Raw genomic sequence first — 26,514 nt, 5'->3', positions numbered from 1 at the left:
CCTTACATGCTTCCCACCATGGGGACTTATCCCCATTCGCGGCCCTGAGCCGTGCCTGCGGGGCACACAGCGACTAGGCTTGCTTTCAGTATTCTGGTCCGGCGTGGCGCCGGACACTTCAACGGTCTATCCAGGGGGATATACATGGGCCCGAAAGACAGCCCTGATGCAGCCGGCAACAACGGCGGCAGCAGGGACAACAACGACGACTTCGCGGCGGGGAACAATCCGCCCAAGCCGCCTCCGTGGCAGGTGCCCAAACCCGAGCTCCACCCTGAGCTGTTCACGCCCGTTGAAAAAGAGCCCGCGCAGGGCAGCACCGGCAAGCGCAAGAAAATGCCCGCCGGAGGACCCCCTGCAGGGGCCGAAGCACCCAGGCCCGGCCAACCACTCCCCGTGGTTGATCCATTCGCCAAAGAACGCGAACGCGGTGAGGCCGAGGCAATCAAGAAGAAGAAGCGTCTGCAGCGCCGCACCGTAGTGGTGGGCTTGGGCGTGACTGCCCTCCTGGCGGGAACCATCACGGCAATCGTTGCAAGCAACGAGCAGGAAGCCGACTACGCACAGGTCTGTTTCAATGAGGAAACCGGCGAACGCGTTGATGACAACCAGTGCGACAACAGCAGTTCCGCGGGCCGCAGCTCGGGGGTTTACGCATGGTACTTCTATTCCCGCGGAGCCAGTGTGCCCGCCGTGGGACAGAACCGCAGCTCCTACCCCAGCTACACCAAGAACGTCCCTTCCGGGGCGAAGTCCTCAACGGGTTACAGCACCAAGGGCGGCACTGTCAGCCGCGGCGGCTTCGGAAGCAGCTCCAAAAGCGGCGGAAGCTCGGGAGGCTAGGCGTGCGTCGACTGCCCTCCGAGCCCAGGCCGGACTGGAAGCAAAAGATCGAAGAACAGGGCCTGGTATTTTCCACTACCACCATGCCCGATGGCCGGAAGATCGAGTACTGGAACGAATCGGCGTACTACGAGTTCACCGTGGACGAGGTGGAAACCCTCGAGAAAACTGCCGAGGACATGCACATCATGTGCTTGGAGGCCGCGAAGTACCTGGCCACCGGGGCCATGGGAGATATCGGCATCGGGCAGCAGGCTTTGGAACTTGCCGGGGAGTCTCTCCTGGCCGCCGACATGGACATTTACGGCCGCTTCGACTTCATCTATGACGGCAACGGCGGTCCGGCCAAGATGCTGGAGTACAACGCCGATACCCCTACCGGGTTGATCGAGGCTTCCGTGGCCCAGTGGTTCTGGCTGCAGGACGTCTTCCCTGAGAAGGACCAATGGAACGGAATCCATGAGGCCCTGATCCGTCAGTGGAAAAAGCTGCAGTTCCGCACCGGCATGTCCACCCTGCACGTTGCCCACTCGGAGGCGGAGGAATCGGGCGAGGACTGGATGACCGCCGCCTATATGCGGGACGTTGCGAGCCAAGGTGGCTGGACCACCATAGGCATCAATATGTCCGATATCGGCTGGGACCCCAACCTGAACCGGTTCGTGGACCTGGATAACTTCATGATCAGCACCATGTTCAAGCTGTACCCGTGGGAACTGATGATGAAAGAACCCTTTGGTCAACGTCTCCTCCAGCGCGCCCACAACCCGCGCTGGGTTGAACCGGCGTGGAAGATGCTGCTGTCCAACAAGGCCTTGCTGGCTGCGCTGTGGCACCTCTACCCCAACCACGAGAACCTGCTGCCTGCCTACCTTGGCGATCCCGGTCCGCTCAAGGAATGGGTGGCCAAGCCGCTCCACGGACGCGAGGGCGACAACATCCGCATCCATGCCCCGGGCATCGAGATCCAGCAGCCCGGTGGTTACGGCCGCGAAGGCTGGTGTTTCCAGCAGTACCACTCCCTCCCCGACTTCGACGGCAACCATCCTGTCCTGGGCCTCTGGGTAGTGGATGGCGAATCCGTGGGCTGTGGAATCCGGGAATCCGACGGACCCATCACGGACTACTTCTGCCGCTTTGTCCCCAATACCATTGACGCCCCGGCGCCCATCGCGCCCCCTGCTACTTCCTACGGAGCTGCACTATGAGCACTGAAACCTCGACGCCGGGTGGCGGCTCAGCGGGCGGCGACCGTACCGCCGTCGTACCTTCCAAAGGCCTCCACGCCGGGATCCTGGACCTGGGCGACTCCGTCATGCTGGGACTCGCCTCCACGGCGCCCGTCTATTCACTGGCGGCAACGCTGGGGCTCATTGTTGCCGTCAACGGCAATTACACTCCCCTGATCCTGATCCTCGGCTTCATCCCCGTACTGTTCATTGCCTACGCGTTCCGTGAGCTCAACAGCGCCATGCCGGACTGCGGTACTACATTCTTCTGGGCCCGCAAAGCGTTCGGTCCGTGGGCTGGTTGGCTGGGTGGCTGGGGCGTGGCCTTGGCGGGTGTGGTGGTGCTGGCAAACCTGGCGCAGATCGCAGGCAAGTATGTGTGGCTGCTCATTGGCGACGGTTCCCTGGCTGACAACACCTGGCTGGTGACGGCAACGGGTGTGCTGTTCATTGTGTTCATGACGTATGTGAATCACCGGGGAATCCGGCTGGGCGAGCACGTCCAGCGCACCCTGACCTACATTCAGTACATTTCGCTGGGCATTTTCGCGGTGGCCATTGTTTTCCGGATCGCAGGTGGTGCGCCTGAAGGGCAGGCCTTCGACTTCGAGTGGTTCAATCCTGCCGGCGCCTTTGCCGATCCCGGGGCCGTGGTTCACGGGGTCCTTCTGGCACTCTTCATTTACTGGGGCTGGGACACCTGCCTGGCATTGAACGAAGAAACGGAAAACCCTGCCAAGACCCCCGGCCGTGGCGCCGTTATCTCGGCCACCGTCCTGCTGGCGATCTACGTCTCGGTGGCCCTCCTGGTGATGATGTACGCCACGATCGGCACCGACGGCATCGGGTTGGGCAACGAAGCAAACCAGGACGACGTCTTCCTGGCCATGAAGGATGTTGTGTTGGGGCCTTGGGGCTGGCTGATCATTGTGGCCGTGCTGGCGTCCGTCCTGTCCTCCACGCAGACAACCATTCTGCCCACCGCCCGCGGAACCCTGTCCATGGGCGTCCACGGCGCGCTGCCTCCCCGGTTCGGCAAGGTCCACGAGCGCTTCATGACCCCCGGTTTCTCCACTCAGGTGATGGGTGCCGCTGCCGTGGTGTATTACGTTGCCATGAGCTTCCTGAGCGAAAACCTGCTCTCGGACTCCATTAGTGCCATCAGCTTGTTCATCGCGTTCTACTACGCACTGACCGGTTTCTCCTGCGTATGGTTCTTCCGCTCCACGCTCCGGGACTCCGCCAGGAACTTGTGGTTCCGTGGCATCCTGCCGTTCCTGGGTGCTCTGTCCCTGACTGCGGCGTTCTTCATCTCCGCAGTCCAGATGTGGGACCCGGCTTACGGGGACACCCAGATCTTCGGCATCGGCGGGGCGTTTGTCAGTGGCGTGCTGTTGTTGGCTCTGGGCGTTGTTTTGGCTGTTGTGTGCCGTTTCGCACCCTCCACACGTGGTTACTTCACGGGCGAGCGTGCCGAGGTTGGGGTGGTCCGCGGCGAGTAGGCTGCGCTCCTTCCCGGCGGGTTGGCCGCTTAGGATTCTGGAATGAGCGATTCAACGACGAACACCTCCGACGTCCTTGCCCTCGATTCCCTGCTGAGGGCGGACGAGCTGGCCCTCCGCCAGCGGGTCCGCGACTTCACCGCGCAACGGATCCGCCCTAACATCGCCCGCTGGTACGAGGACGCTCATTTCCCGCGCGCGATTGCCCCGGAGTTGGGCGAGCTCGGTGTCCTGGGCATGCATCTGGAGGGTTACGGTTGCCCCGGCCGGACCGCCGTCGAATATGGCCTCGCAGCGATGGAACTGGAGGCCGGCGATTCGGGGATCCGCACGTTCGTCTCGGTTCAGGGCTCCCTTGCCATGACGGCTATCCACAAGTGGGGCTCTGAGGCGCAGAAAGAGCAGTGGCTGCCGCGGATGGCCGCAGGAGAGCTGATCGGCTGTTTCGCGCTGACGGAGCCGACGGCGGGGTCTGATCCGTCGTCCATGACCACTTTTGCGCGCCAAACTGCCGATGGCTGGGTTCTGGACGGTGCCAAACGCTGGATCGGCCTCGCATCCATTGCGGACGTCATGGTGGTGTGGGCCAACACTGATGATGGCATCCGAGGGTTCCTGGTTCCCGCTGGAACGTCCGGTGTGACCGCGACGCCGATTGAGCCGAAACTGTCCATGCGCGCTTCCATCCAGTGCGATGTGAAGTTCGACGGCGTGAGGTTGGCTTCCGATGCCATCCTCCCGGGCGCCTCGGGGCTTCGGGGACCGTTCTCTTGCCTGAACGAGGCACGTTACGGGATCGCGTGGGGTGCCATGGGAGCTGCCCGCGACTCCTACGAAGCTGCGTTGGAGTACGCCGGAACCCGACTCCAGTTCGGCCGGCCGCTGGCTGGCTACCAGCTGACGCAGGAGAAACTGGTGAACATGCTGGTGGAGATTCAGAAGGGCACCATGCTGGCCCTTCACCTGGGCGGCAACGGTGTCACTCTGGATTACTCACCGCTGCGGCACGCCAACAATCTGGAATCCGTGCGGACCTATGAGGGAACGGATGAGGTTCACACCCTGATTCTGGGGCAGCACATCACGGGCATCGGGGCCTTCCGCGGCTAACCCCTGGTGCTGGACCTACGTTGTGGGGCCCACTCTGCGTGCCTTGGTGAGGAAATAGAGCGCAGAGCAGGCCCCGCAACACACTGGACCTACGTTGTTGGGCCCGCTTTGCGCGCCTTGGTGAGGAAATAGAGCGCAGAGCAGACCCCACAACACACTGGACCTACGTTGTTGGGCCCGCTTTGCGTGCCTTGCTGAGGAAATAGAGCGCAAAGCAGGCCCCACAACACACTGGACCTACGTTGTTGGGCCCGCTTTGCGTGCCTTGGTGAGGAAATAGAGCGCAAAGCAGGCCCCGCAACGTTCAGGGAACCGCGACGGGTGCCTTCTTCACCGCGTCCTTGCGGATGGTGGCGCTGATGACCGCGGCCACTGTGCACATGGCGGCCGCTCCCAGCCAGGCGTAGTTGTAGTGCCCGGTGGCGTCGCGGATGAACCCGGCGGCGAGCGCAGCAGCTGCGGCACCGAGTTGGTGTGCTGCGAAAACCCAGCCGAAAACCACGGAACCATCGGCACCGAATACCGAGCGGCAGATAGCTGCAGTGGGCGGCACGGTGGCTACCCAGTCGAGCCCGTACACCACCACGAAAATGATCATGCTCGGCTCCACCGACGAGCCCAGCAAAAGCGGCAGCACCAGCAGGCCGATTCCCCTGAACTGGTAGTACACGGCCAGCAGCACCTTGGGGTTGAACCGGTCGGTCAGCCAACCGGACGCGATGGTCCCAACAATGTCGAAGATCCCGACAACGGCCAACAAACCTGCCGCCGTGGTCTCAGGCATGCCGTGATCGTGGGCAGAAGGAATGAAGTGCGTGCCGATCAGCCCGTTGGTGGTGGCGCCACAGATCGCGAAGCCCGCTGCCAAAGCCCGAAATGTGCGGACCTTGCTGGCACGCTTGAGCACTTGGAGGGCTCGGATGGCGGCGTTTGGAGAATCCCCCAGGACGGGCGACGCTGCTACAGCGGCAGGCTTGCCCGGCGTCGCCGCGGTTGTTCCGACGTCGGCTGCTGCGGCGACAGATTCCTCGGCTCCATAAGGCAGGACCCCGACGTCGGCGGGCGAGTTCCGCAGCCAGCGCAGCACCAGCGGGACCACGGCGAGCGCCCCGGCAGCGATCAGCAACGAAGCACCACGCCAGCCCGGGTTCTGTGCGAGCGCTGCGATGAAGGGCAGGAACACCAACTGGCCGGCCGCACTGCCTGCGGTGAGGATGCCGATCACCAATCCGCGGCTCTTTGCGAACCAGGTATTGGCGACAGTCGCGGCGAAGACAAGGGCCATGGAACCCGTGCCCAATCCGATCAGCAGCCCCCAGGTCAGCAGGATCTGCCAGGACTGATTCACGAACACAGTCAGCGCTGAACCGAGCCCGATGAGGCAGAGAGCCAACGACGTGACCCTGCGGATGCCGAAGCGCTCCATCAGGGCCGCCGCAAACGGGGCCGTCAAGCCGAACAGGACCAAGTTAATACTCACTGCCAGCGACAGCACCGTGGTGGACCAGCCGAACTCTTGCTGCAGCGGAACCATGAGCACACCGGGAGCGGCACGGAATCCTGCCGCCCCAACCAGTGCAAGGAATGCAACTGCTGCCACCATCCAGGCCGGGTGGAGTCGGCGCTTCTTGTTTGCAGGCGGTTCGCCGGCAGGAGCTGCTGTTTTCTCAGGAGTTGTCCCAGTGACGTCGGGAGCGGTCATGCGGGGATCTCCGTTTCAGGGAAAGATGTGATGCCGGGTGCAACCGCGAGCGGGAGTGGATGGTCGCTGCGTTTGAAGCTGTGCCAGCTGGTGTTGGCGGCAGTCAGTCGGGCGCCACAGTTGGTGCAGGTATCCGCTGACATTGTGGCTTGCCCGCAGTCGGTGTGGATGACCTTCATGTGGGACACCTCGTTGGGAGCATCCAGATGTTTCTCAGCCCAGATGATGATTGCGTTGAGGACGGGCAACGCGTCCTCCCCTTTGGGGGTAAGCACGTATTCCTGGCGAGTGCGGGCGCCGTCCTGATACGGGCGCTGGGCGAGTAGTCCGGCGTCGAGCAGCCATCCCAGGCGCTTGCTGAGCACATTGTCGGCTACTTCGAGGCGTTGCTTGATGGCGTCAAAGCGGCCGTTGCCGAAGAAGATCTCGCGAAGGACCAGGCTCCCCCAAGGATCGCCGAGGACATCCAGGCCACGGGCAAGGCTGCAACTGCGGGCAGACCAGTCCGAACGAAGAGGCATGCGCCTAAAAGTAGCTGACTTCCCTAAAGAAAGCTAGATGTTGCTGCGTCGTCCAACAGAAAATCCGGCCCTTGTTCGAACTCCCCGGCGTAGAGCGGCGAGGAGTGCGAACAAGAGCCGGATTGGTCAGCCTTGGTTCGGAGGGGCTAGCTGATCTTGGCGAACGCCTGCTCGAGGTCCGCGATCAGGTCCTCAGCTTCCTCTATACCGCAGGAAAGACGCAGCAGATTGACCGGAACAGCCAGCTCGGTACCCTTCACTGAGGCGTGGGTCATTTCCGAGGGGTAGTTCATAAGGGACTCAATCCCGCCCAGCGACTCCGCCAGCGTGAACACCGAGGTGGATTCGGCAACCGTGCGGGCTGCCGCTTCTCCACCCTTGAACTGCACGGAAACCATGCCGCCGAACTTCTTCATCTGCTTGGCAGCAAGCTCGTGGCCGGGGTGGTCCGGGAGGCCCGGGTAGAGCACGGCTTCAACCTCGGGACGCTGCAGCAACCACTCGGCTACCGCCTGCCCGTTCTCGCTGTGGCGGTCCATGCGAACACCCAGCGTCTTCAAGCCGCGGGTGGTCAGGAAGGCATCCATCGGACCGGACACGGCACCCACGGCGAACTGGATGAAGCCGATCTTCTCGGCAAGCTCAGCGTCCTTGACCACAATGGCGCCGCCAACAACATCGGAGTGGCCACCGATGTACTTGGTGGTGGAGTGGACCACAACATCGGCACCCAAAGCGAGCGGGGTCTGCAAGTAGGGCGAGGCGAAGGTGTTGTCCACCACCAGGAGGGCACCGGCGTCGTGCGCTACGGCGGCGAGGGCCTCAATGTCGGTGATCTTCATCATCGGGTTGGACGGCGTTTCCACCCACACAAGGCGCGTCTTGTTGGCCGCCACGGCGGCAGCCACGGCGTCGAGATCGGACATGTCCACCGGGGTGTTGCCGATGCCCCAATCCCCCAGCACGCGGTTGATCAGGCGGTACGTGCCACCGTAGGCGTCATTGCCCAGCACAATGTGGTCACCAGGCCGGGCAACCGCGCGGATCAGTGAATCCTCAGCTGCCAGGCCCGAGCCGAAGGAGAAAGCAGCCGCGCCACCTTCAAGGGCGGCGAGCTGCTCCTGGAGGGCGTCGCGGGTGGGGTTGCCGCCCCGGCCGTATTCGTATCCGGAGCGAAGGTTGCCAATGCCGTCTTGGGCGTAGGTGGTGCTGAAATGAAGCGGGGGGACCACAGCGCCGGTCACCGGTTCGAAAGCCTGTCCGGCATGGACGGCGCGCGTGTTGAACCCGGCGTTGTTGGTGGCAGACATGGAAGCTCCTCTAGGTTTGATTGGTTGGATCAGCAATTGGATCAAGCGCCGGGCGCTAGTTGCTCAGATACGCCAGGAGATCGTGGCGCGTCAGGATACCCACCGGGGCGCCGGCGAAGGTCACCATGACGGTATCGACGTCGGACAACAGCTCCCGCGCGGCGGAAATGGTTTCCAGTGAGCCGATCACGGGGAGCCGGTCCCCCATGTGCTCGGAGACCTTGTCCGCCAGCTTCGCTTCCCCACGGAAGAGCTTGCTGGTGAGGCTGCGCTCATCCACGGCTCCCACAACCTCACCCATCACCACAGGTGGCTCCTGAGAGAGCACCGGGATGTGGGAGACGCCGAACTCGTTCATGATGTTGATGACATCGCGGACGGTTTCGTTCGGGTGGATGTGGACCAGGTCCGGCATCTCGCCCGTCTTGGATTTGAGCACCTCACCTACGGAAGCTTCCTCGCCGCCGGACAGGAAGCCGTAGGAGCGCATCCATTGGTCGTTGAAAATCTTGGCCAGGTAGCCGCGGCCGGAGTCGGGGAGGATCACCACCACCACTGCGGATTCGTCCAAATCCTTGGCAACGTGCAGCGCAGCAACCACGGCCATGCCGGAGGAACCGCCTACCAGGAGGCCCTCTTCACGGGCAAGGCGGCGGGTCATGGCGAAGGAGTCAGCGTCAGTCACGGCGATGACCTCATCCGGCACGGCGGGATCGTAGTTGCCGGGCCACATGTCCTCGCCCACGCCCTCCACGAAATAGGGCCGCCCGGTGCCGCCGGAGTAGACCGAACCTTCCGGGTCCGCGCCGATGACCTTGACCAGGCCGCCGTCGGACTCCGCGCGGTCCGCCGAAACCTGCTTGAGGTACCGGCCCGTGCCGGTGATGGTGCCGCCGGTTCCGGCGCCGATGACCACGTGCGTGACCCGGCCGTCCGTGTCCTGCCAGATTTCCGGGCCCGTGGACTCGAAGTGGCTGCCAGGGGCGGCGGGATTGGAGAACTGGTCCGGCTTGAAGGCGCCCGGGATCTCCTGGACCAGGCGGTCAGAGACGCCGTAGTAGCTCTGCGGGCTGTCGGGGGCCACCGAAGTGGGCGTCACCACAACTTCAGCACCGTATGCCTTAAGCACGGCGCGTTTGTCCTCGCCCACCTTGTCCGGCACCACAAAGACGCACTTATAGCCTTTTTGCTGGGCTACAAGGGCCAGCCCCACTCCAGTGTTGCCCGACGTCGGCTCAACGATTGTTCCGCCCGGCTTGAGCCGACCGTCCTTCTCCGCGTCCTCGATCATCTTCACGGCGATCCGGTCCTTGATGGATCCGCCGGGATTGATGTACTCGAGCTTTACGAGGACCGTGGCTCTGATGCCCTCGGTGACGTGATTGAGCTTGATGAGCGGCGTATTGCCGATGAGGTCCAACACGGACTGGGCATACTTCATAAGTACAAAGTTACCGTCTGGTCGCTAAGGAACCTGACCCGACGTGGTCCGGGGTTACGTGCCGGCGGTGGTGTCGGTCTGCCACACGCCCAGGACGTTGCCCTCGGTGTCCTTGAAGTACGCGTACCAGCCCATGGTGGGTACGGCGTCCTTGGCCTGGACCACGCTGCCACCTGCCGACTCGATCTGGCCCAGTGCTGCGTCAATATCGTCCACATGGATGGTGAGGATGGGAGTCTTCAGATCTTCCGTTCGGGGAAACAAGGCCCCGTTGATGGCCCCCGGCTCGTTGGGAGCGCCCGTCTCTTCGTTGGTGGGCGCCGTGATCGCGGCCGTATACTCCATGCCCTCCATGGGCCTCAGGGTCCAGCCGAAGGCACTCTGGTAAAAAGTGTTGGCCCGCTCATTGTTGTCCGCGGGGATCTCGAAATGCACCACTCCACCCATGGTTCGCGCTCCTTGATGTTGGCAGTTATTCCTTGGATATGGCGCGGCCCACCCACGCCACATGAGGGAGTCTAGCTCCGTGCCGTCGCTGCCGTTAGGGGTGCCCGGCTGCAGATTGTCAGCCGGGCGTGGGACCATGAAAACATGACCATCGCAGAAGCCCCGCCTGTTGTTGTGGCCGCGGCAGATGCGGCCATCCGCTGGCATCCGGGCGGTTCCTTCCGCTTGGACCAGACCATGTTTCCGCTGATGCGAGGCAATGCGGATCCGTCCTTTGCAGCCCACTCCAGCGGTTTCTGGATGGCCTTCACTACGGATTCGGGGCCGGTCACCTTGAGGTTGTCGGGAGGCGGACTGGGAACCGGGTCCTTCGTGGATGCACAGGCATGGGGACCAGGAGCAGAAGACGCTGTGGCCGGTGTGCCCCGGCTGTTGGGCGCTCACGACGATTGGTCCGCCTTTGATGACCCCGACTTCCATTCCACCCTCCCCCGGCTGGTCACAGAATCACGACGCCGGAACCTGGCTCTCCGGCTGCCTTCCACAGGGCGGATGGTTGACTCACTGGTGCCCACCATTTTGGAGCAAAAGGTCACCACGTTGGAGGCCAGGCGGGGCTACCGGTATTTGATGTATCGCTATGGAACGCCGGCACCGGGCAAGGCCCCTGCCGGGCTCCTGGTCCCTCCCACCGCGAGGCAGTGGCTGGCCGTTCCCTCCTGGGAGTGGCACAAGGCCGGAGTTGGACCACAGCGTTCGGCCACGGTGATGCGGGCGCTGCAGTCCGCCGTCGCGCTTGAACGCCTGGCCAACCTTGACTCCGCACAGGCCGGTGCCAAGCTGCAGACCATTCCGGGCATCGGCATTTGGACCGCAGCCGAAGTAGTCCAACGTACCCACGGCTGCCCGGACTCAATTTCCGTGGGCGATTACCACCTGGCCGCCTACGTGGGATACGCCCTGACGGGTCAAAAGACCGATGACGCAGGCATGATCGAGCTCTTGGAACCGTGGCGTGGACAAAGGCAGCGGCTGGTCCGGATGCTGTACCTCAGCGGCTTCCGCAAACCCACTTTCGGGCCTCGGATGACGGTCCAGGATCATCGCGGCCACTAACCATCAAAAGCAACGGCCCCTAGAGGTGAAGGCGGGACACCGCGTCCTGCCGCATGTCCACCTTCCGTACCTTCCCTGAGACCGTCATGGGGAAGCTTTCGCGGACGTCCACGTAGCGCGGAATCTTGTAATGAGCCAGCTTCCCCCGGCAGTATTCGGCCAGATCCTCAACGGTCAGGGAGGGCGCGCCAGGCTTGAGGATGATGCAAGCCATCAGCTCTTCGCCGTACTTCCGGTCCGGAACCCCAATGACCTGCACGTCCTGGATGGAGGGGTGCAGGTACAGGAATTCCTCGATCTCGCGCGGGTAAATATTCTCCCCGCCCCGGATCACCATGTCCTTGATCCGGCCTTCGATCACCAGATAACCGTCCTCATCCATGCGGGCAAGGTCGCCGGTGTGCATCCACCCTTCAGCGTCAATTGCCTCAGCAGTTTTGTCCGGCTGGCCCCAGTAACCCTGCATCACCGAGTAACCCCGCGTACAGAGCTCGCCGATCACGCCGCGCTCCACCACGTCCCCCGAACCCGGGTCAATGATCCGGCTCTCCAAGTGCGGCATGGTCCTGCCCACAGTGCCGGTCCGCTGCTCCAAGGTGTCCCCCGCGCGGGTCATGGTGGACACGGGTGAGGTTTCAGTCATCCCGTAGCAAATGGCGACGTCAACCATGTGCATTTCATCGATCACCCGGCGCATCACTTCGATGGGACACAGCGAGCCTGCCATCACTCCGGTCCGCAACGTGGAGAGATCATAGGAGGCGAAATCCTCCAGCGCGAGCTCTGCGATGAACATGGTGGGCACCCCGTACAGGGATGTCCCGCCGAAGTCCTGAACCGCTTCCAACGCCGCCGATGCACTGAACCCACGCCCCGGGATAATGGTGGCCGCGCCGAAGCTCAGCGCATTCAAGTTCCCGATCACCATACCGAAGCAGTGGTAGAACGGCACAGGTATCACCACACGGTCGTGCTCGGTGTAGTTCAGGCGCCGGCCGATCGAATGTCCATTGTTGAGGATGTTGTGGTGCGTTAACGTGGCACCTTTGGGGAATCCGGTAGTGCCTGAGGTGTACTGCAGGTTGATGGGATCGTACGGGTCCAGTGCCGCCATGCGGTCACGCAATGCTGAAGGCCCGACGCCGTCCGCCCGGGTGAGGAGTTGACCGTACGTGAGTTCGTGGTTGGTTTCCGGGACGCCTGCAGTAAGTCCAAGCTCCGGTGCCCCCGGGAGGAAGACGATCTCCCGGAGATCGGGACAACTGCGGGCGGCATCCCTGGCCATGCCAACGTAGTCGCTGTTCTTGTCCGATGGTGCAACCACCAGCATCCGCATGCCGTTCTGTTTCACCACGAACTCCAGCTCATGGCTCCGGTACGCCGGGTTCACGTTCACCAGCACGGCGCCGATCTTGGCTGTGGCGTACTGAAGGATGGTCCACTCGGCGCAGTTGGGACTCCAAATTCCTATCCGCTCACCCTTGTCCACACCCATGGCGAGCAGCGCACGGGCGAGGTGGTCGACGTCGTCGTTAAGCTTTTGGTAGCTCCACCGGCGGGCGTCACCACCTGGCACAGCAGCGGCCTCAATCAGCGCATCCCGCAAAGGAAAGCGGGCGGCGATGCGCTCAAAATTGGCACCAATGGTCTCTTCAAGCAGCGGGACGTCAGTGTCTCCGGCAGTGTAGGACAACATGACGGAACGCTACCAAGGGACGGCCCGCAACAGAACCGTAACCACCTCCAGCGGCGCCGTGTCCTGCCGGTAGTGTTGGAGCCATGAGTGAACCCATTGACCTGCAGGCCACGTTCATCCCCAACGAAGGCGAGTTCTTCCGTGTGAAGCTCGCTTTGGAAATCGCGATCGACGAGGTCGTCAACGAGCCCGGCTGCATCCGTTACGAACTGACCGAAGCCACTGAGGAAAAGCTCGTCCTCACTGAGCGCTGGGAATCAGAGGAGCTTCTGGAGAAGCACTCCAAGGGCATCGCTGTCCAGGACCTGAACGAGTCCCTCAGCGCTCTTCTGGCCGAGCCGGTCAAGCTCGAGCGGCTCTAGCCACCGTCATCCGGCGAAATCGCGGCAAGCCTGCGGGAACGCCTTAAAAGCATCGAGGTCGCCGGAATTTTCCGGCGACCTCGATGCTTTCCGGCGCTTTCGATTTCTCAAAAGCCGCCGAGTGGTCTTAGTTTTCCTGAGCCTCGGCACGTGCCTTGGCAACGTGGGCGTGGACCTCATCCATGTCCAGGCCCTTCACGGCCTCGATGACCTGCTCCAGCTGCGGACCGTTGAGGGCTCCCGGCTGCGAGAAGACGAGGACCTTTTCGCGGAAGGCCATGAGCGTGGGGATGGAGGTGATCCCGGCTTCGGCGGCGAGCTGCTGCTCAGCCTCGGTGTCAACCTTGGCGAACACCACGTCAGCGTGCTTCTCTGAAGCGGCCCCGTACGTGGGGGCAAACTGACGGCAGGGGGCGCACCAGGCCGCCCAGAAATCCACCAGGACAATGTCATTGTCCTCGATGGTCGATGCGAACTGTTCTCCAGTGATGTCAACTGTAGCCATGCTTCCACGGTACGCGACCCCGCCCTTGAAGTCCCGCCCTGTTCGCTTCCCGCGTCACCGGGAATAAACGGTGGGACGGGGTTTTCAGGTACCCCTTGTCTGCCATTGAACAAGTGTTTAGTGTATTAAACATGCGTTCAGACGCAGAGGATTTAACCACCCGGGCCCGCATCCGCGACGCCGCCATCCGGCACTTCGGCCGTGACGGATTCGCCCGCGCCACTATCAGGGACGTCGCTGCTGCCGCCGGCGTAAGTCCCGGTCTGGTGATCCATCATTTCGGGACCAAAGCCGGGCTTCGGGATGCCTGCGATCAGCATGTCCTCGCGCAGACAGCTACCCAGGGCCGCGAAAAGGCCGATCCGCGATCCACGGGGCACCTGATTCAGGACTACTTGAACCACCCGGACCAGTACACCGACGAAATCACCTATATCCGGCGAACCCTCAGCGATGAATCCGAGGCCGGCGATGCTTTCTTCGACGCCGTCGTCAGGCAAACCGAGGACATTGTTCGCGCCGGGATGGACGCCGGAACCATCCGGAAGTTCGACGACGTCCGGTCCACCGCCGTCGTCATCGCCTCCAACAGCCTCTCAATCCTCATGCTGGGCCGGCACCTCTCCCGGACGCTGGGAACGGCTGGCCCGGAAACTCACGGCATAGGCCCGGACCTCCTCCGGCAACTGGCCCTGCCCGCCTTGGAAATTTACACGCACGGCTTCTACACCGATTCGCAGTTCCTGGACGCGGCCCGCGATGCCCTACAACAAAACACCAACCCCGGAAGGGAGCATGCCCCGTGACCCAGGCAATCGTCGTGGAGGGTTTGCGAAAGAAGTTCGGGTCCCGGGAAGTCCTCCACGGACTGAATTTCTCGGTGGAACCCGGGACGGTCTTCGGCGTCATCGGGCCGAACGGAGCGGGAAAGACCACCACCATGCGATGCTTGCTGGACATCATCCGGCCAAGTGCAGGGACCATTTCCGTCCTTGGACATGATCCGCGTTCGTCGGGCACCGCGCTGCGCCGGAGGATCGGCTACCTTCCCGGTGAACTGCATCTGGAAAACAGGACCACCGGACGCCGGGTGTTGGAGCATTTTGCGGCGATCAGCGGGCCCGTTGATCCCAAGCACGTCACTGACCTCGCCGAACGGCTGAACCTCGATCTGGATCGCCAAACCCGGAAGCTCTCCAAGGGAAACAAGCAAAAGCTGGGACTGCTCCAAGCTTTCATGCATAAGCCCGAACTCCTGGTATTGGACGAACCCACCAGCGGCCTGGATCCCTTGGTCCAGCAGGTATTCCATGCCATGGTTCGCGAGGCCGTGGATGATGGCGCCACCGTGTTCCTCAGCTCGCACGTCCTCAGTGAAGTCCAGCAGGCTGCGGACGCCGTAGCCATTCTCCGCGACGGCGAAATCGTCACCGTCTCCACCGTTGAGGCGCTCAGGACGGCGGCTGTCCGGCAGTTACGGTTCAACAGCACCGGCACGGAACCGCACGACGTCGGCGCGTTGCTGGCCCGGGTGCCCGGCGTCACCAACGTGGCGGTACGGGAGCTGAATACCGACGGCCACGCCGCAGGAACAGTGGAGGCCACAGCGGCGTTGTCCGGTCACGTTCAGCCGTTGGTCCAGGCGTTGGCAAGGTTGAACCTCACTGATCTGGTCCTTGAAGAGCCGGACTTGGAGGAAGCCGTTTTGACGCTTTATACGGCTCAGACACCTCGGCTTGGCCAAACTGAGGGCGCCGGCCCATCTCCCGGAAATGCTCCGGCAGATGATCAAACTCATGGCCGGCACGCGGAAGGAGCACACCGTGCCTAAGATCCTCCCCCTGTTCACCAAGGCCCTGACCGACTCGTGGCGTTCAACTCTGGCGTGGGCAGTGGGTTTATCGGCGGCCTGCATGCTGTACCTGCCGCTGTATCCCTCGATCGGGGGCAGTGCCCAAATGCAGGACCTGATCAACGCGCTGCCACCCGAAATGACCAAAGCCCTGAACTACGATCAAATCGCCTCCGGACCCGGCTATACCCAAGCCACCCTGTTCGGGCTGATCGGTTTCATGCTGATGTCCATGGCTTCGATCGGCTGGGGCGCCGCGGCGGTAGGTGGGGACGAGGAATCCGGATTGCTCGAACTGACGCTCGCCCACAGCGTTACCCGCGTGCAGGTAGTCCTCGAACGTGCTCTGGCAATCCTGATCCGTATCGCCTTGCTTTCCGCCCTTATTTTCCTGTTGGTGCTGGGACTGAACGGACCCTCCCAACTGGGCATCGACGTCGGACATCTCGCCGGAGCAGTGTTGCTGTTCGCCGCGTTGGCACTGCTGAGCGGGACAGCTGCCCTCCTGGCCGGGGCGTTGAGCGGCCGGAAGGTGTACGGGATCGCGGCGGGCGCGGCCGTGGCTGTCCTCGGGTACGTGTTCAACGCAGTTGGACGGCAAAGTCCCGACGTCGAGTGGTTGCTGAACCTCTCCCCGTACCATTGGGCTTATGGCAATTCCCCGGTGGCCAACGGCGCGGACTGGGGAGCAACTGCGGGCTTGTACGGCATCTCGGCAGCACTGATCGTGTTGGCAGCAGTGGCCTTGCAGCGACGCGATGTGGGGGTCTAGCTCCAAACGTGCGGGGCTGGACGCCGCGCTCCGGGAAGTGCATTGTTTTCGCGCCACTCGTGGATCCACTCGGGAAGCTCAAGGTCAGCCGGTGGCGCGCCGAACTCAGCGATGATCTCTTCCTGCGTTACCGGCTTGCCCTTATGGACCAGGCGGGTGGCGATGTGCGCCCGCGCATAAATTTCACCGTCCACCACCATGCGTTGCTCGAAGTAGATGGCTTTGGTGTCCAGCCCGATAATGCGGGTTTCAATGGTGTACTGCTGCCAGAGCCGGAGGGACTTTCTGAAAGCGATGGTTTCGCCGGCAGCCACCGGGCTCCAACCCCGCTTGCGCATCCGCGTCCAGATGCCGCTGCGGACCATGAGGTCGAATCGGCCGAGGTCCATCAATGAGAAGTACATGCCGTTATTGACGTGCATGGCGATGTCGATGTCAGTTGGGAGAACCCTCAAGGGCAGCGACGATTCCTCCCAGACGCCGAGCGGCGAGCGCTTGGAGGACGTGAACAGCAACATGAGAGTGCGGAGAAGCAGATGCATTCCTCAATGTTACCCATCAGTAACTTTCTTGGGAATGCCGGGACCGCATAGTGGACCCCCTTCCGGCAAAACGGTTTATGTCCAACGTTTGCACTAACGTTTACCGCTGGTTCATCAAAGACGTGCACAATATCTGAAACTCATATTGATGGAATATACAAGGGGGACCCCTTTTGAGCACGCTGCAAACCGCCATCCCGCAAGGCGATGTTTGGCCTGAACTCTCCCGCCACGAGTACGTGGTTCTCCAGGATGCCCGCGGCAACCGGATCGAAGGAACAATCGACGGCATGACCAACGACCGCAGCACTCTGTGGATCCAGCTCAAAGGTGGCCTGGGGCGCCAACTGATTCACCACCTGGACGGTTACTGGCTGGAAACGCCGGCCGCCTGATCGGTTTGCAGTCAGGGCAGGCCTTTGGCTGTGGCTAGTATTCCCGTATGACTCAAGCGCGATACAGGGATCTGGTTGAATGGCCCCTCATGGCCACCGCACTGATTTTCCTCACGGCCTACGCGTGGCAGGTCATTGGTCGTGTCAATGGCGCCGAGGCAACTCCCTTCGAGGTCGTCCTCTGGATCACGTGGGGCATTTTCGCCGTGGATTACTTCGTCAATCTCTGGCTTGCCGAGGACCGGATGCGGTGGTTCCTGTGGAATCTCCACGAACTTCTGATCGTGGTGCTTCCCTTCTTCCGGCCCCTGCGATTGCTGCGGCTGGTCACTTTGCTCTCCGTCCTGCAGCGCACAGTTGGCGAGACACTGCGTGGACGCGTTGCCACCTATGTTGCCGGTGCAGCTGCCATGTTGATCCTCATCGGGGCCCTGGCGGTACTGGACGTGGAGCAAAGCGCCCCCGATGCCAAAATTCAAACTTTCGGGGACGCTGCTTGGTGGGCCATCACCACCATCACCACCGTGGGCTACGGCGACCTCTACCCTGTGACACCGATCGGCAGGATGGTGGCCGCCGCCTTGATGATGAGCGGGATCGCGGTCCTGGGTATTGTCACAGCCTCCATTGCTTCCTGGCTCCTGCAACGTATTGAGGAGAACGCCGAGGACGTGGCAGCTGCTGCGGAAGTCAAGGCTGCCGCTGCCGAGGAGCCGGTTCGCGCCGAGCTGGCGGACCTTGTGACGGAAATTGCGGCTTTGCGGATGGAGATCGCGGAACTTCGGCAAGCCACGGAGCACCGGCAAAGCACCGAATTCAGGCAGGGGCGCGAGGCCTAGCCCGGGCTCACGCTCCAGCCCGTACCCCCACCACCTACTTTGAACATCCCTGTGGCATGACACGCCGTGGATAGCGGCGTGCCCCTCGGCTTGCCGGTTCAATGTGGGCGGTAGCCGAACAGACGAGGCGGGTCAGCCGGCAGAACATTTGCCGGGCATACGAAAAATCCCCGGAACCAGTGGTTCCGGGGATTTTCCTTGGGTGGCAGATGAGGGATTCGAACCCCCGTAGGCGTTGCCAGCTGATTTACAGTCAGCCCCCTTTGGCCGCTCGGGTAATCTGCCGAACTTCAAAAGAAGATCACTTCCGGAGACCGTTTCTTTTCGATCCGGTAACCGAAGGCAGAGACAACCTTACAGAACTTTCAGCGAAGAATCTAATCGGGACTTAGCGCCTTGGATTTCGCGGTATTTCAGGCTTCTCCGAGGATCCGTCCAGCCAGTTTGGCCTCGAACTTTTCGGCTTGCTCGGCGGTGATCTGGTTGAGCTGCACGGCTCGCAGCAAATCCGCGTGCACGCCGTCCATCCTGGAAGCAGCATCGGGAACGGGGCTCAGCACGATCGACGCCGCAACAGCTGCCGCAGCTACAGCACTCGCGGCAGCAACAGCGGCCGTGCCAAGGGTACCTGCTGCTGCAGATGCGGTTTTGCTGATGGACTGGACGGCCTTGCTGCTCATGCTGATCCTCCGGGGATGCGTTCTTCCAACTGGTACAACTCTCAACTGCCAGCCTCAGTTCCAACCCTGCATGCGCTGTGAGCGAACTGTGAAAGAACTCCCCGGCCCCAACGCCCGCCTTCCGTACTAGGCTGGATGCCAGACCAACCCGCCCTCACAGGGCCCCCAACCTAAGGAGAGTCATGGCAGGCGAATCCACATTCGACGTCGTAAGCAAAGTAGACAAGCAAGAAGTCGCCAACGCGCTCAACCAGTCGCAGAAGGAAATCGCCCAGCGATACGACTTCAAGGGCGTTGGCGCTGAGATCGACTTCAGTGGCGAGAAGATCCTCATGAAGGCGAACTCGGAGGACCGGGTCCTGGCTGTCCTGGATGTCTTCCAGTCCAAGCTCATCAAGCGCGGCATTTCCTTGAAGTCCTTGGACCAGGGTGAGCCTTTCCCTTCCGGCAAGGAATTCCGCCTGGAGTGCACCATCAAGGAGGGCATCGCCCAGGACATCGCCAAGAAGATCAACAAGATCATCCGCGATGAAGCTCCCAAGTCCGTCAAGTCCCAGATCCAGGGCGACGAACTTCGCGTGACCTCGAAGTCCCGTGATGACCTGCAGGAAACCATGAACATCCTGAAGAAATTCGAAGAAGCCGACCTTCAGTTTGTGAACTTCCGCAGCTAGCACCCGCGAACAGGCGTCGAGGCGCCTCAGGCTGCAAAGCCGGGATGCACCCGTTACCGGGGCCGCGTCCCGGCTTTTTTGCTGCCTCATGTACATCGATTGTCGTAATGAGCGGGCGCATTAGCGCATGATTAGTTTGCGTAATAGCCAAGTCAAAGTATCCTTTTTCCTTAGGTGAGCCTAAGTACGCCTCCCCTTAGCGAAAGAAAACCCATGACCGCCAATTACCTGATCGGCCTGCGCGAAGGCCTCGAGGCATCACTGATCGTGGTCCTCCTGATGGCCTACCTCATCAAGACTGGCCGACGACACCTGATCCCCCGTGTATGGATGGGTGTGGGCCTGGCAATTGCCATTTCGCTTGGTTTCGGCGCAGCGCTGACGTTCGGCCCCCGCGGCCTGACGTTCGAGGCCCAGGAAGCGATCGGCGGCGGCCTGTCCATTGTGGCCGTCGCACTGGTCACCTGGATGGTCTTCTGGATGGCCCGTACCGCGCGCAGCCTCGGCGGTGAACTCCGCTCGCAAGTAGACAAAGCTGCCGACGGCGCCGCCTGGGGCCTTGTGGTGGTGGCGGCACTGGCCGTGGGCCGCGAAGGCCTGGAAACCGCACTCTTTATTTGGGCCGCTGCCCAGGCCACGGGCGAAACTACGCTCCCCCTACTCGGTGCGCTGTTGGGACTGGTTACGGCAGCCGGCTTGGGGTACCTGCTGCACCGGGGTGTGCTTAAGGTGAACCTTGGCCGGTTCTTCACGTGGACCGGAGTAGGACTGATCATCATTGCCGGTGGCGTTCTGGCATACGGCATTCATGATCTCCAGGAAGCCGGAATCCTGCCTGGCCTGAACAACCTGGCCTTCGACGTCTCCGGCGCCGTCCCGCCGTCGTCCTGGTACGGCACGTTGCTCAAGGGCACCCTGAACTTCTCCCCCGCAACTACGTGGCTCGAGGCCGCCGCCTGGCTGCTGTACGTGGTCCCGGTGCTGTTCCTTTACATCCGGGCCAACCGTTCGTCACCTCCCAAAGTTTCCAGCACCGTCCCCGTCCCCGCTGTCGCTACGCAGGCATAGGACCACCACTGTCTTTCCGGGTACCTCCCGTCACGCCACTCCCTCAACATAAGGACCCACCATGCTCGGATCCCCCAAACTTCGCAGGACCCTTGCCGTCATCGGCGCAGCCGCGGCCGTGCCGCTGGCACTTTCAGGCTGCACTGACAACGCAAAGGCCACAGGTGCCGCGGACGGCCCCATCCAGGTCAGCAGCACCGCCAACGAGTGCAAGGTGTCCACAGGCACAGCGTCGAGCGGCAACCTCACTTTCGCTGTGAAGAACGAAGGCACCGAGGTGACCGAGTTTTACCTGCTGGCCGAGGATGGCCTGCGGATTCTGGGCGAAGTGGAGAACATCGGCCCCGGCATCACCCGGAACCTGGTGGTCACTGCTCCTGCCGGCAAGTACAACACGGCCTGCAAGCCGGGCATGCAGGGCGATGGCATACGTGCTTCGTTCGAGGTCACCGAGTCCGGCAACAAGCCCAGCGTCGACGCGGACCTCCAGAAGCTCCTGGACAACGGCTCCCAGCAGTACGCCGCCTACGTCAAGGATCAGACGGAGCAGCTCATTGTGGGGACCAAGGCCTTCGCCGAGGCGTTCGCCGCAGGTGACGCCGCCAAAGCCCGTGAGCTTTATGCCTCCACCCGCATGCACTGGGAGCGGATCGAACCCGTAGCTGAATCTTTCGGCGACCTCGACCCCAAGTTGGATGCACGCGAGGCGGATCTTGAGCCAGGACAGGAATGGACGGGCTGGCACCGCGCCGAGAAGGATCTCTTCCCGCCGGCTGAGTACACCGCCATGACGCCGGCCGAGCGTACGGCCATCTCCACGCAACTGGTAGCAGACACTGAAGACCTTGTTACCCGCACCCGCACGGTTGAACTGACCCCGGACAAGCTCGGCAACGGCGCCAAGGAGCTCTTGGACGAGGTTGCCACCGGCAAGGTCACGGGCGAAGAGGAAATCTGGTCCCACACCGACCTTTGGGATTTCCAGGCCAACGTTGACGGCGCACGCATCGCCTTTGAGAACCTGAGGCCGGCGCTGGAGCAGAAAGACGCCGAGCTGGCCACGTCCTTGGACGAGAAGTTCACGGCCCTTCAAACCGAGCTCAAGAAGCACGCCAAGGGCGACGGTTTTGTTTACTACAACGAGCTGAGCCAGGACCAGGTCCAGCAGCTCGCAGCTTTGGTCGACTCGCTGGGTGAGCCCCTCTCCAAGCTCACCTCAGCCGTGGTGCTGTGAGCGGCTGCCCTTTCGGGCACACCGGTGAGCCCGCTGAGCATGACCGCGGGCGGGACGGCGCTCCCGGTGAGGCTGCCGCCGTCGTGACCTCACGGGAAGCCGACGACGGCGGTGCGGCCGCTGCCGCTGAAAGCCGCCGCAAAGGTGTCTCCCGCCGTGGCCTGCTCTCGCTCGCGGGAGTGGGCGGCGCGGGCGCGGTTGCCGGCCTGGCTGCAGGATTCCTGGGGCATGACGCACTGTCCGCCGCCGCTGCATCCACGCCGGACACCGAGGCCGGCGAAGCAGTGGTTCCGTTCTTTGGCGACCACCAGGCCGGCATCACCACTCCGGCCCAGGATCGCCTGCACATGGCCGCTTTTGACGTCACCACCGAGGACCGCAAGGAACTCATCAAGCTCCTCAAGGAGTGGACTTCAGCGGCACAGGCCATGACCACCGGGGTGCCCACCGGCACCACGGGCGCTGTGGACGGTCCGTACGATGCTCCGCCCGAGGACACCGGCGAAGCTTTGGATCTTGCGGCTGCAAAATTGACGCTGACTTTCGGTTTTGGTGCCGGACTGTTCGAGAAGGACGGGAAGGCGCGCTTCGGCCTGGAGGGTCGCCGTCCGGAAGCCCTGATCGATCTCCCGCACTTTCCTGGAGACGATCTGCAACCGGGCCGCACAGGTGGCGACATCGTCATCCAAGCCTGCGCTGACGACCCCCAAGTGGCAGTCCACGCCATCCGGAACCTTGCAAGGATCGGCTTTGGCAAAGTCCGGGTCCGGTGGTCCCAGCTGGGCTTCGGGCGAACTTCCTCCACGTCCCGGGCACAGGTGACTCCCCGGAACCTGTTCGGGTTCAAGGACGGCACCAACAACCTCAAGGTCGAAGACAACGCACTGCTTGATGAGCACGTGTGGGTAGGAGCGGGCGCCGCAAAGGAAGCCTGGATGACCGGCGGTAGCTACCTGGTGGCCCGCAGGATTCAGATGCACATAGAAATCTGGGACCGGACGTCACTGCGCGAACAGGAAGGGCTGATCGGCCGCACCAAGGGGGTTGGCGCGCCGCTGTCCGGTGGGGAAGAGTTCAGCACACCCGATTTCTCCTTGGCGGGCCGCAATGGAGATCCGCTCATTCCCATGGACTCACACATGCGACTCGCCCACCCGGACCAAAACGGCGGCGTGAGGATGCTGCGCCGTGGTTACAACTTCACCGACGGCTCGGATGGGCTGGGACACCTCGACGCCGGGCTGTTCTTCATTGCCTTCGTGAAGGATCCCCGGACCCACTATGTCCCCATGCAGCTGGCCCTGGCCAAGGGTGACACCCTGTCCGTGGAGTACTTGAAGCACACCGGCTCGGGCCTCTTCGCGGTTCCGCCGGGTGTCCAGGCGGGCGGTTTCATCGGCGAAGGGTTGTTCTCCTAGCCTTGGGCCGGCAACTACGTTGTGGAGCCGCTGTTCCGTTGATGGCCACCTCAGTTGATGGCCCGCAACGGAACAGCGGGTAACCGACCTGCTGAGCGGCTCAGGAATATGGAGCTCAGGAAAGCGGGCGCCCGGCCATCCGTTCCAGTCTGCTGATCCGTTCCTTCATGGGCGGGTGCGTGGAGAACATCCGCCGCATGCCGCCGCCGCGGAAGGGGTTGGCGATCATCAGGTGTGAGGCGTTGACCAGCCGCTGGTCCTGCGGGAGCGGCAGCTGGGTGACGCCGGATTCAATTTTGCGCAGGGCTGAGGCGAGCGCCAGCGGGTCCGCGGTGAGCTCCGCCCCGTCCTCATCGGCGTCGAATTCGCGGGTGCGTGAGATGGCCATCTGAATCAGTGACGCAGCGAAGGGCGCCAAGAGGGCCATCGCTATGGTGGCCAAGGGGTTGGCGTTGCGCCGGTCCCCGCTGCCGAAAATCAGCAACATCTGCCCCACGGAGGTAATCACGCCGGCAACGGCCGCCGCTACTGACGACGTGAGGATGTCGCGGTTGTACACGTGCATCAGCTCGTGCCCCAGGACGCCCCTAAGTTCGCGGGCATCCAGCAGGTGAAGGATGCCTTCGGTGCAGCACACGGCAGCGTTCTTGGGGTTGCGCCCGGTGGCGAAGGCGTTGGGCGTCATGGTGGGTGTAAGGTAGATCCGCGGCATTGGCTTGTTGGCACGCACGGACAGCTCCCGAACAATCTGGTACAGCTGCGGTGCCTGCGCCTCGGTGACCGGATAGGCAGCCATGGACCGGATGGCAATCTTGTCGCTGTTCCAGTAGCCATAGGCAGTGGTCCCAACGCCGATCAGCGCCATGATCCAGATGGGCGTGGTGCTGCGCGTTCCGGCCGCGATTATGGCGCCCAAACCCAACAACACCGCCCACAGCACACCGAAGAGCGCCGCGGTCTTGAGTCCATTGTTGTGTTTATGCACGGTTGTTCAGGTCGCTTTCCTCGGCTTTTGTGGCGGTTCTGTACGGATTAACGCCGACGACGCCCGCCATGTTCCGTTGTCAGCCTACGTCGGCGCGGGCCCGGCGGATGCCCGGCAAGCTCAGGGCAACGGGTGTTTGGCGTCGTATGCCACGAATCCGGGCTGCATTCGTGAAGCCACCCAAGCGAGGACAATGCAAAGAAGTCCGCCAAGGAGCAACACCCCTCCTTCACTCAGGAACCGGGCGACACCGCCGGCCAGCATGTCCCCCACCCGGGGCCCTCCGGCCACCACCACAATGAACACCCCCTGGAGCCGGCCCCGCATGTGGTCCGGCGTGGCTGATTGCAGGATGGTGGTGCGGAAGACAGCGCTGATCGAGTCCGAGATCCCGGCGAGGGCACAGCACAAGGCAGCCGGGATCAGCCAGGCCGTGACGCCGTCGCGCCCTGAATCCCCCGCCAGCAGGACCACAAGCCCAAAGCCGGCAATGGAAGCGCCCCAGCCAATCACTGACCACACTACGGCGCTGCCCTGCTTGCGGACCCTCCCCAAGGGCCCGGAAAACAGCCCGGCAAGGAAAGCCCCCACGGCCGTGGACGCGAGCAGCACGCCCACGGTGGTTTCGCCGCCGCCAATCATCACCGCCCCGATTGCAGGCATCAAAGCCCGGGGTTGGGCGCAGATCATGGCGATGAGATCGATGATGAACGTCATGCGAACATTTGGACGTGTCCCCAAGAAGCGGAAGCCCTCCACCACCGAGCGGAGTCCTGGCCGCACGGCATCCTTGGACGGCGGCAGGGGCGGGAGTTTGAAGAGCCCCCATAGTGCGAACGTGAAGCTGATGACGTCAATGGTGTAGGTCCAGCCGAAGCCGATGGTGGCCACAAGGACGCCCGCCAGGAGTGGCCCCGCAGTCATGGACAGGCCAAAGGTCAGCATGCTCAGGGCGTTGGCTGCCGGCAGCAGATCCTTACGGACCAAGAGGGGGATGATGGCGCTGCGGGCCGGGCCGTTGATGCCTTGGGCGCCGCTTTGGACGGCCACCAGCGCGTAGAGGAGCCAGATGTTGCCGATTCCCAGCCACGCCTGCAAAGCCAGTGCGGCCGTGGTGACCCATAGGACCAGAGAGGCAATGAGGGCAACTTTGCGGCGATCGTACGCATCGGAAACGGAACCCCCATAGAGCCCGGCAATGACCAGTGGAACCAGTGCAAAGATGCCCAGGAGGCCTACGTAGAAGCTCTCCTGCGTGAGCCGGTAAACCTCCAGGCTGACAGCTACCAGGGTGAGTTGGGTCCCGATCGCAGCCACCGAGGCCCCCAGCCAGAGTCGCCGAAATGCGGGGCTTTCCTTCAATGGGGTGATGTCTGCCAGTAGTTTCGCCACCGTCCTACCTTAACGAGCATTGCGGCAAGCTCCCGCAACTCTCCCTGGCTGTGGGAACTGCTTGGTAGGCTCAGCCGGGGGAAGGAGTTGACATGGGCTTGGAGCGACGTTTGCTGTACCGTTCGGGTTTTTGGGAAATCGCCCGGCCCCGTCATCCCCTCACGGCCGGGCACATTCTGATCAGGCTGTCTGATCCCTCCATCGAGTTCGCGCAGCCCTCAGCGTCCGACTGGCTCTTCTGCCACAACCTTGTACGCGCCGCCCTCCACGATGTCCTGGGGGCGACCCGCTATGCCGTGATGTTCGCCCACCAGTGGCACCCGCTCGGCTCCGCGATAGGCGAGCCCGTGGCTGAGTCTTCAACACCCACCTTCCATCTGTTTGGGCGCTGGAGCGGAGAAACCACGACGCCGGGAGCTCAGCTTTCGCTGCCGGCCCACCGTCGCCTCGGGGAGCCTGAACACCACCTGGAAGCAACCGATGCCGCCCTGCGGGAGGCGCTGCGGCGAAGGCGGCCCGAGGCCGCCGTGAGTTCCGGACCTGAGGCAGGCGACGCCGTCGGGCCTTCAACTGCCCTTGGTTCGCTGGTGCGGGCGTTTGAGGCGGGACCCCGCCATACAGTGATCGAACCCGTTCGGGCTGTGGCATCGGTGCGTGAAATCTTCGCGGCGGAACTGCTGGCCATGGGCGCTGCGTTGGCTGGGCTTCCCCTCAGCGGGGGCCTGAGCGGTTTCAGTTGCCTGGCCTTGGAATCGGAGACAGCGGGTGCACGCCTGCGGGTTCATGCCTTGGGCCGGTCCGCCGCTGAGACGGTCAATCCGCTGGAGGTTTTGCTCCGTTCACCGGAAGTTAGCCTTGCCTTATTGTGAACTCCTCAAA

27 protein-coding genes and 1 tRNA gene are annotated in these 26,514 nt (G+C 62.7%); 16 read left to right on the top strand and 12 right to left on the bottom strand.

What is annotated here, in order from left to right; translation table 11 throughout:
• Positions 1–144 precede the first annotated feature (144 nt).
• From BACI9J_RS05265 to BACI9J_RS05250, 4 genes are read left to right on the top strand one after another with little or no spacing between them, the layout of a single operon-like run.
• Entirely contained in the window at positions 145–843 is a 699-nt protein-coding gene (locus tag BACI9J_RS05265; protein ID WP_159733489.1) for a Tat pathway signal protein, read from the top strand.
• 2 nt (positions 844–845) lie between these two features.
• The gene (locus BACI9J_RS05260) at positions 846–2,051 is read left to right on the top strand and encodes a glutathionylspermidine synthase family protein (protein WP_159733488.1); all 1,206 of its coding nucleotides are present in this window, start codon (positions 846–848) and stop codon (positions 2,049–2,051) included.
• Positions 2,048–3,574: an APC family permease gene (locus BACI9J_RS05255; protein WP_159733487.1), complete on the top strand. Its 1,527-nt coding sequence runs from the start codon at positions 2,048–2,050 to the stop codon at positions 3,572–3,574. The genes BACI9J_RS05260 and BACI9J_RS05255 overlap by 4 nt, the downstream gene beginning before the upstream one ends.
• Before the next feature lie 42 nt (positions 3,575–3,616).
• Entirely contained in the window at positions 3,617–4,684 is a 1,068-nt protein-coding gene (locus tag BACI9J_RS05250; RefSeq protein WP_159733486.1) for an acyl-CoA dehydrogenase family protein, read from the top strand.
• Between the two features lie 304 nt (positions 4,685–4,988).
• Here BACI9J_RS05250 and BACI9J_RS05245 read toward each other — a convergent pair whose 3' ends face one another.
• From BACI9J_RS05245 to BACI9J_RS05225, 5 genes are all read right to left on the bottom strand, one after another.
• Positions 4,989–6,386 (bottom strand): MFS transporter, encoded by a 1,398-nt coding sequence (locus BACI9J_RS05245; protein ID WP_159733485.1) that lies wholly within the window; start codon positions 6,384–6,386, stop codon positions 4,989–4,991.
• Positions 6,383–6,907, bottom strand: coding sequence for a winged helix-turn-helix transcriptional regulator (locus BACI9J_RS05240; protein WP_159733484.1), 525 nt, complete (start codon positions 6,905–6,907; stop codon positions 6,383–6,385). Before BACI9J_RS05240 ends, BACI9J_RS05245 begins: the two co-directional genes overlap by 4 nt.
• Positions 6,908–7,053: 146 nt before the next feature.
• Positions 7,054–8,217: a cystathionine gamma-synthase gene (locus tag BACI9J_RS05235; RefSeq protein WP_159733483.1), complete on the bottom strand. Its 1,164-nt coding sequence runs from the start codon at positions 8,215–8,217 to the stop codon at positions 7,054–7,056.
• Between the two features lie 55 nt (positions 8,218–8,272).
• Positions 8,273–9,658: a cystathionine beta-synthase gene (locus BACI9J_RS05230; protein ID WP_159733482.1), complete on the bottom strand. Its 1,386-nt coding sequence runs from the start codon at positions 9,656–9,658 to the stop codon at positions 8,273–8,275.
• 54 nt (positions 9,659–9,712) lie between these two features.
• Entirely contained in the window at positions 9,713–10,105 is a 393-nt protein-coding gene (locus BACI9J_RS05225; protein ID WP_159733481.1) for a VOC family protein, read from the bottom strand.
• A gap of 144 nt (positions 10,106–10,249) precedes the next feature.
• Here BACI9J_RS05225 and BACI9J_RS05220 point away from each other — a divergent pair, with 144 nt between their 5' ends.
• A complete protein-coding gene (locus tag BACI9J_RS05220) occupies positions 10,250–11,221 on the top strand; it encodes a DNA-3-methyladenine glycosylase family protein (protein ID WP_159733480.1) in 972 nt (323 codons plus the stop codon).
• 19 nt (positions 11,222–11,240) lie between these two features.
• Here the strand turns inward: BACI9J_RS05220 and BACI9J_RS05215 are convergent, their stop codons facing one another.
• The gene (locus BACI9J_RS05215; RefSeq protein ID WP_159733479.1) at positions 11,241–12,917 is read right to left on the bottom strand and encodes an AMP-binding protein; all 1,677 of its coding nucleotides are present in this window, start codon (positions 12,915–12,917) and stop codon (positions 11,241–11,243) included.
• Between the two features lie 83 nt (positions 12,918–13,000).
• On the opposite strand from BACI9J_RS05215, the gene BACI9J_RS05210 reads away from it, so the two are divergent.
• Positions 13,001–13,279 carry a putative quinol monooxygenase gene (locus tag BACI9J_RS05210; RefSeq protein ID WP_024817673.1) on the top strand — a complete coding sequence of 93 codons (279 nt, stop codon included), beginning with the start codon at positions 13,001–13,003 and terminating at the stop codon, positions 13,277–13,279.
• A gap of 127 nt (positions 13,280–13,406) precedes the next feature.
• On the opposite strand, the gene BACI9J_RS05205 is transcribed toward BACI9J_RS05210, so the two are convergent.
• Positions 13,407–13,784, bottom strand: coding sequence for a thioredoxin family protein (locus BACI9J_RS05205; protein ID WP_159733478.1), 378 nt, complete (start codon positions 13,782–13,784; stop codon positions 13,407–13,409).
• A 131-nt stretch (positions 13,785–13,915) separates the two neighbouring features.
• Here BACI9J_RS05205 and BACI9J_RS05200 point away from each other — a divergent pair, with 131 nt between their 5' ends.
• From BACI9J_RS05200 to BACI9J_RS05190, 3 genes are read left to right on the top strand one after another with little or no spacing between them, the layout of a single operon-like run.
• Entirely contained in the window at positions 13,916–14,590 is a 675-nt protein-coding gene (locus BACI9J_RS05200; protein WP_159733477.1) for a TetR family transcriptional regulator, read from the top strand.
• The gene (locus tag BACI9J_RS05195) at positions 14,587–15,615 is read left to right on the top strand and encodes an ABC transporter ATP-binding protein (RefSeq protein WP_159733476.1); all 1,029 of its coding nucleotides are present in this window, start codon (positions 14,587–14,589) and stop codon (positions 15,613–15,615) included. Before BACI9J_RS05200 ends, BACI9J_RS05195 begins: the two co-directional genes overlap by 4 nt.
• A complete protein-coding gene (locus BACI9J_RS05190; protein ID WP_159733475.1) occupies positions 15,608–16,408 on the top strand; it encodes an ABC transporter permease subunit in 801 nt (266 codons plus the stop codon). Before BACI9J_RS05195 ends, BACI9J_RS05190 begins: the two co-directional genes overlap by 8 nt.
• On the opposite strand, the gene BACI9J_RS05185 is transcribed toward BACI9J_RS05190, so the two are convergent.
• Complete coding sequence (locus tag BACI9J_RS05185; protein ID WP_159733474.1) at positions 16,405–16,950, bottom strand: acyl-CoA thioesterase; 546 nt, start codon at positions 16,948–16,950, stop codon at positions 16,405–16,407. The genes BACI9J_RS05190 and BACI9J_RS05185 overlap by 4 nt on opposite strands.
• A gap of 173 nt (positions 16,951–17,123) precedes the next feature.
• On the opposite strand from BACI9J_RS05185, the gene BACI9J_RS05180 reads away from it, so the two are divergent.
• Both BACI9J_RS05180 and BACI9J_RS05175 read left to right on the top strand, forming a co-directional pair.
• A complete protein-coding gene (locus tag BACI9J_RS05180) occupies positions 17,124–17,345 on the top strand; it encodes a hypothetical protein (protein ID WP_159733473.1) in 222 nt (73 codons plus the stop codon).
• 47 nt (positions 17,346–17,392) lie between these two features.
• The gene (locus BACI9J_RS05175) at positions 17,393–18,184 is read left to right on the top strand and encodes a potassium channel family protein (protein ID WP_159733472.1); all 792 of its coding nucleotides are present in this window, start codon (positions 17,393–17,395) and stop codon (positions 18,182–18,184) included.
• Between the two features lie 203 nt (positions 18,185–18,387).
• Here BACI9J_RS05175 and BACI9J_RS05170 read toward each other — a convergent pair.
• Both BACI9J_RS05170 and BACI9J_RS05165 read right to left on the bottom strand, forming a co-directional pair.
• Positions 18,388–18,469: transfer RNA gene (locus BACI9J_RS05170), tRNA-Tyr, on the bottom strand.
• A 128-nt stretch (positions 18,470–18,597) separates the two neighbouring features.
• Positions 18,598–18,864 (bottom strand): hypothetical protein, encoded by a 267-nt coding sequence (locus BACI9J_RS05165; protein ID WP_159733471.1) that lies wholly within the window; start codon positions 18,862–18,864, stop codon positions 18,598–18,600.
• A 182-nt stretch (positions 18,865–19,046) separates the two neighbouring features.
• Here BACI9J_RS05165 and BACI9J_RS05160 point away from each other — a divergent pair, with 182 nt between their 5' ends.
• From BACI9J_RS05160 to efeB, 4 genes are all read left to right on the top strand, one after another.
• Positions 19,047–19,538 (top strand): YajQ family cyclic di-GMP-binding protein, encoded by a 492-nt coding sequence (locus BACI9J_RS05160; protein ID WP_017200185.1) that lies wholly within the window; start codon positions 19,047–19,049, stop codon positions 19,536–19,538.
• A 213-nt stretch (positions 19,539–19,751) separates the two neighbouring features.
• Entirely contained in the window at positions 19,752–20,606 is an 855-nt protein-coding gene (efeU, locus tag BACI9J_RS05155) for an iron uptake transporter permease EfeU (RefSeq protein WP_159733470.1), read from the top strand.
• A gap of 61 nt (positions 20,607–20,667) precedes the next feature.
• Positions 20,668–21,840 (top strand): iron uptake system protein EfeO, encoded by a 1,173-nt coding sequence (gene efeO, locus BACI9J_RS05150; protein ID WP_159733469.1) that lies wholly within the window; start codon positions 20,668–20,670, stop codon positions 21,838–21,840.
• Positions 21,837–23,258, top strand: coding sequence for an iron uptake transporter deferrochelatase/peroxidase subunit (efeB, locus tag BACI9J_RS05145; protein ID WP_159733468.1), 1,422 nt, complete (start codon positions 21,837–21,839; stop codon positions 23,256–23,258). The genes efeO and efeB overlap by 4 nt, the downstream gene beginning before the upstream one ends.
• Before the next feature lie 115 nt (positions 23,259–23,373).
• On the opposite strand, the gene htpX is transcribed toward efeB, so the two are convergent.
• Complete coding sequence (gene htpX / locus BACI9J_RS05140; RefSeq protein WP_159733467.1) at positions 23,374–24,243, bottom strand: zinc metalloprotease HtpX; 870 nt, start codon at positions 24,241–24,243, stop codon at positions 23,374–23,376.
• A gap of 120 nt (positions 24,244–24,363) precedes the next feature.
• Entirely contained in the window at positions 24,364–25,635 is a 1,272-nt protein-coding gene (locus BACI9J_RS05135; RefSeq protein ID WP_159733466.1) for an MFS transporter, read from the bottom strand.
• 92 nt (positions 25,636–25,727) lie between these two features.
• Between BACI9J_RS05135 and BACI9J_RS05130 the strand changes: the two genes are divergently transcribed.
• Positions 25,728–26,504 carry a hypothetical protein gene (locus BACI9J_RS05130; protein WP_159733465.1) on the top strand — a complete coding sequence of 259 codons (777 nt, stop codon included), beginning with the start codon at positions 25,728–25,730 and terminating at the stop codon, positions 26,502–26,504.
• The last annotated feature ends 10 nt before the right edge of the window (positions 26,505–26,514 follow it).

The organism is Arthrobacter sp. 9V, assembly GCF_902506065.1.
GTDB lineage: Bacteria > Actinomycetota > Actinomycetes > Actinomycetales > Micrococcaceae > Arthrobacter.
The sequence above is the reverse complement of the archived record's forward strand: the minus strand, read 5'-3'. Positions and strand labels throughout refer to the sequence as shown.